2 protein-coding genes are annotated in these 4235 nt (G+C 57.9%); both read left to right on the top strand.

What is annotated here, in order from left to right; all coding sequences use genetic code 11:
* A partial coding sequence (locus PMM47T1_RS28370; protein ID WP_008375796.1) for a toprim domain-containing protein occupies positions 1–2304 on the top strand: 2304 nt, incomplete at its 5' end.
* Between the two features lie 12 nt (positions 2305–2316).
* A complete protein-coding gene (gene xerC / locus PMM47T1_RS28365) occupies positions 2317–3414 on the top strand; it encodes a site-specific tyrosine recombinase XerC (protein WP_008375794.1) in 1098 nt (365 codons plus the stop codon).
* Positions 3415–4235: the final 821 nt, after the last annotated feature.

Here is a 4235-nt window from a genome sequence, read left to right as displayed (position 1 = left end):
GCCAACCAGTCCCGGCATTTGTATTTGGCCACGCCGTTACGCGGGGTTTGGAACGAGGCCGCGTTGCTGGCCAGCCTGGAAATTATTCTCTGTGAATCGCTGATCGACGCCATGACCTTTTGGTGTGCGGGTTTTCGTAACGTTATCAGCGCCTATGGCGTGAATGGTTTTTCTCAAGACCACTGGCAGGCCCTGAAACACCACGGCACCCAGCGGGTGGTCATCGCTTTCGACCGTGATTCAGCAGGAGACGCAGCGGCAGAAAAGCTGGCCGAGGAATTACGCTCTGCCGGCATCGAAGTCTTCCGCCTGTTGTTTCCGCAAGGCATGGACGCTAACGCTTTCGCCTTGCAGGTGGAAAATCCGGCCCAGGCGCTGGGCGAACTGCTGCAACAGGCGCTGTGGCAGGGCAAAGGCACGCCGGTTTTGGTCGAGCCAGAAACCTCTTTTTCTTTAGCCGCTGCGCCGCAGGCAACCGCCGAGTTGCCACCGGTGCCGGGTGTTTCCGATTCGGAAACTTTGACGGTCGCGGGGCCAGTTTCCGAATCGGAAGCTTTCAGCGAAAACGCCCAGGGCGATCTTTTACTGGCAGTGGCCGACCGCCGATGGCGGGTGCGCGGCTGGAAAAAGAACCTTGGCCCGGAACAAATGCGGGTCAATGTGCAGGTGCGCCGCGAGGTCGCAGAAGACCACGCACCGGGCCGCGAAGCGGCCTATTACGTGGACAGCTTCGATTTATACGCCGCCAAAGCCCGCTACAGCTATTTGAAACAGGCCAGCATCGAGCTGGGCGTGCCGGAAGAAATCATCAAGCGCGACCTGGGCAAACTGTTGCTCAAGCTGGAAGGTTTGCAGGAAGCCTCCATCCAGGCGGCACTGGCCCCAAAAAATCCCACACCGACACTGAGCGCGGAGGATGAACTGGCCGCATTGAACCTGTTGCGTGCGCCCAATCTGATCGAGCGCATCGAGGCGGATTTGACCCGTTGCGGTGTCGTCGGTGAATCCTACAACCTGCTGGCCGGGTACTTGGCTGCTGTTTCCCGAAAACTGGATCAGCCCTTGGCGGTGTTGATTCAGTCATCGAGCGCGGCGGGCAAAAGCTCGTTGATGGACGCGGTACTGAACCTGATGCCGGAAGAAGAACGCATCCAGTACAGCGCCATGACCGGCCAGAGTCTGTTTTACCTTGGTGAAACGGATCTGCAACACAAGATCCTGGCCATCGCCGAAGAGGAGGGCGTTCGCCAAGCGGCTTATGCCCTGAAACTGCTGCAATCGGACGGCGAATTGACCATTGCCAGCACCGGTAAGGACGAAGCCACCGGCAACTTGATCACCAAACAATACACGGTCAAAGGCCCGGTGATGCTGATGCTCACCACCACGGCGATCGACGTGGACGAAGAACTGCTCAACCGCTGTTTGGTGCTGACCATCAACGAAAGCCGCGAGCAAACCGAAGCCATTCACGCAGCCCAACGCAAAAAACAAACCCTCGACGGCCTGCTGGCCGACGCCGAAAAACAGGCCATTACTCGCCTGCACCAGAACGCCCAGCGGCTGATCAAAACCGTGGCCGTGGTCAATCCGTTTGCTGACCAACTGACCTTTCTTTCGGACAAAACCCGGACCCGGCGTGACCACATGAAATACCTGACGTTGATTCGCTGCATTGCCTTGCTGCATCAGCATCAACGCCCGATCAAACACGTCGAGCATCGTGGCAAATCCTTGGCTTACATCGAGGTCACGAAGGGCGACATCGTGTTGGCCAACCGGCTGGCCCACGACATTCTTGGGCGCACCCTGGACGAGCTACCGCCGCAAACACGGCGTTTGCTGGAGTTGCTACAGGGTTGGGTCGAGGCCCGAAGTCAGGCGCAGGGACTCAAAGAAAATGAGTTTCGGTTTGGTCGCAAGGACGTGCGCGAAGCCACCGGCTGGGGAGATACCCAGTTGAAAATCCACCTGGGCCGATTGACCGAACTGGAATACCTGCTGCTGCACCGCAAGGGGCTGGCCCATGAATATACCCTCACGTATGACGGCAAAAGCGGTAATCAGCCGCACTTGATGGGTCTGATCGATGCCGACCGGCTCGACAACACATTCGTCCGGTCGGGGGAAGCAGAACAGCGGTCGGACTCAGGTCGGGCCATAGTCGGTACTCAGTCGGACACCCTCAACCATGCGCAAAGCCACGCCGTTTCTGGCGTTGAGGTCGAAGCGGTCGGCTTGAACGAAAAACCACTGACCCTGCCGCCACAAAAAAACCACTCCGCGTTGTCCAGCGCCGTCTAAGTCGAGGTGGTTATGCCGAAAAAAGGCGAGAGCAAAAAACAGCGTGTTGCAGAACAAATCATTGGCCCGCTGGGCGATCCCGGTAGCCTGTATTTTCAGATGAAACAGTTCCTGCAATACCAGCGCGAGCGCAGCTACTCCGAACGTACCGTGGGCAACCGTGAAAGCCTGTTGATTGCGTTTATCCGCTGGTGTGACGAACGCGGTTTGACCCGGCCCCAGGAAATCACCCGACCCATTTTAGAGCGCTACCAGCGTCATCTTTTTTTGTATCGAAAAGCCGACGGCGAAGCATTGTCAGCTCGTAGTCAGACGGTGCGTATCACGCCGATTCGAGTCTGGTTCAAGTGGCTGACCAAAACCAACCGTATCCTGTACAACCCGGCTTCCGACCTCGATCTACCGAGGATGGAACAGCGTTTGCCGAAACACATCCTCAGCAGCGACGAAGCCGAACGCATCCTCAATGTGCCGGACACTCAAACGTCGACCGGCATCCGCGACCGGGCCATGCTGGAAACCCTTTACAGCACCGGCATGCGCCGCATGGAGTTGATCGGCCTGAGCTGGAGCGCCATCGACTACGAGCGCGGCACGGTGATGATTCGTCAGGGCAAGGGCAAAAAAGACCGCATGATTCCCATCGGTGAACGGGCCTTGGCGTGGATCACCAAATACCGCGACGACATCCGGCCTCAGTTTGCCATGGCCCAGGACGATGGCACTTTGTTTCTGACCCAGCAGGGCGAAGGGTTTAGCCCCAATCGCCTGAGCCAATTGGTGCGCGAGCACATCGATAAAGCCAACATCGGCAAGGGCGGCAGTTGCCACTTGTTCCGCCACACCATGGCCACGCTGATGCTGGAGAACGGCGCCGATATTCGTTTCATCCAGGCCATGCTCGGGCATGTCAGCCTGAACACCACGCAGATTTACACCCAGGTCAGTATCCGCGCGCTCAAGGAAATTCATACCGCGACCCATCCGGCACGGTTGCAACGACAGAACACAGCCAGCGAAGCCATGGCTGAAACCTTGCCAGATGACCCCGTCGAAGCCCTGCTGACGGTCTTGGACGCCGAAGCGGATGAAGAAGGCGAGTTGGCCTGACAACTTGCCTACAAATGCCTGACAAACGCCCTACAGGTACCCGTCGGCCTGACAAATCCCCTGCAAACTCCCCGCAAAGTCCCTACTAATACCTGACATCCCCGCAGGCCGCGAAGCGGCCTCAAGCAACGGCGAAAAATACAGGCACGCTATGGATGTATACATCCGGTGCCAAAGGGAGCCCTTTGAACCCCGAAAAGCCGCCTCTACGAGTCGAGCGATAAGCGCTTGGACAGGTTGTTGAGAGGGCAAGCGGGGCAGAAGCAAATCTCAATGAACTGCCGGACAGGAAATGTTTTGTGGCCACCGCCTGCACGCAGTCGGTCTCCCCAAAACCCTGATCAGGGCTGCGCCCCGATACCCCGTTGGATTAGCGTCTTGTAGGGAAGTGAGTTTTTCTCGATTAGTGCAAATTAGTGCAAGTCAGAGCAATCCAGTGCAATTTAGTGCAAATCAATGCAAATTCCCTCGGGCATGGAGCCAGCACGCTTTTGGTGAGGCACGTTACCGACTGTTTACAAATGAGCTGCGCCATTCGTAACCAATCGACCGTACCAAAGGGGAGGCCCCTTTGAACCCCGAAGCCTAACGCGCTGCGCTTGTTGGCCCCTGGCCGTCCGATGGCTTCGCCACCGAACCGCCAGGGGCTTTTTGTCGTCGGTCGGTTTGGGTCGTCCAGGGCGTGCTGTGACGGGCTCAAAACTCGCGTCGGGGTGGTTTTATTCAGCGAGCGCGAATCAGCTGGGCCGACCGGCGCGCAGGCCGCGCCACGTCTGGCGTTGCACGTGTAGACAACGAAATTCGCGTCGGGTGATACTGTT

Source organism: Pseudomonas sp. M47T1 (assembly GCF_000263855.1).
Classification (GTDB): domain Bacteria; phylum Pseudomonadota; class Gammaproteobacteria; order Pseudomonadales; family Pseudomonadaceae; genus Aquipseudomonas.
This window is presented reverse-complemented; position numbering and strand designations above follow the sequence as displayed.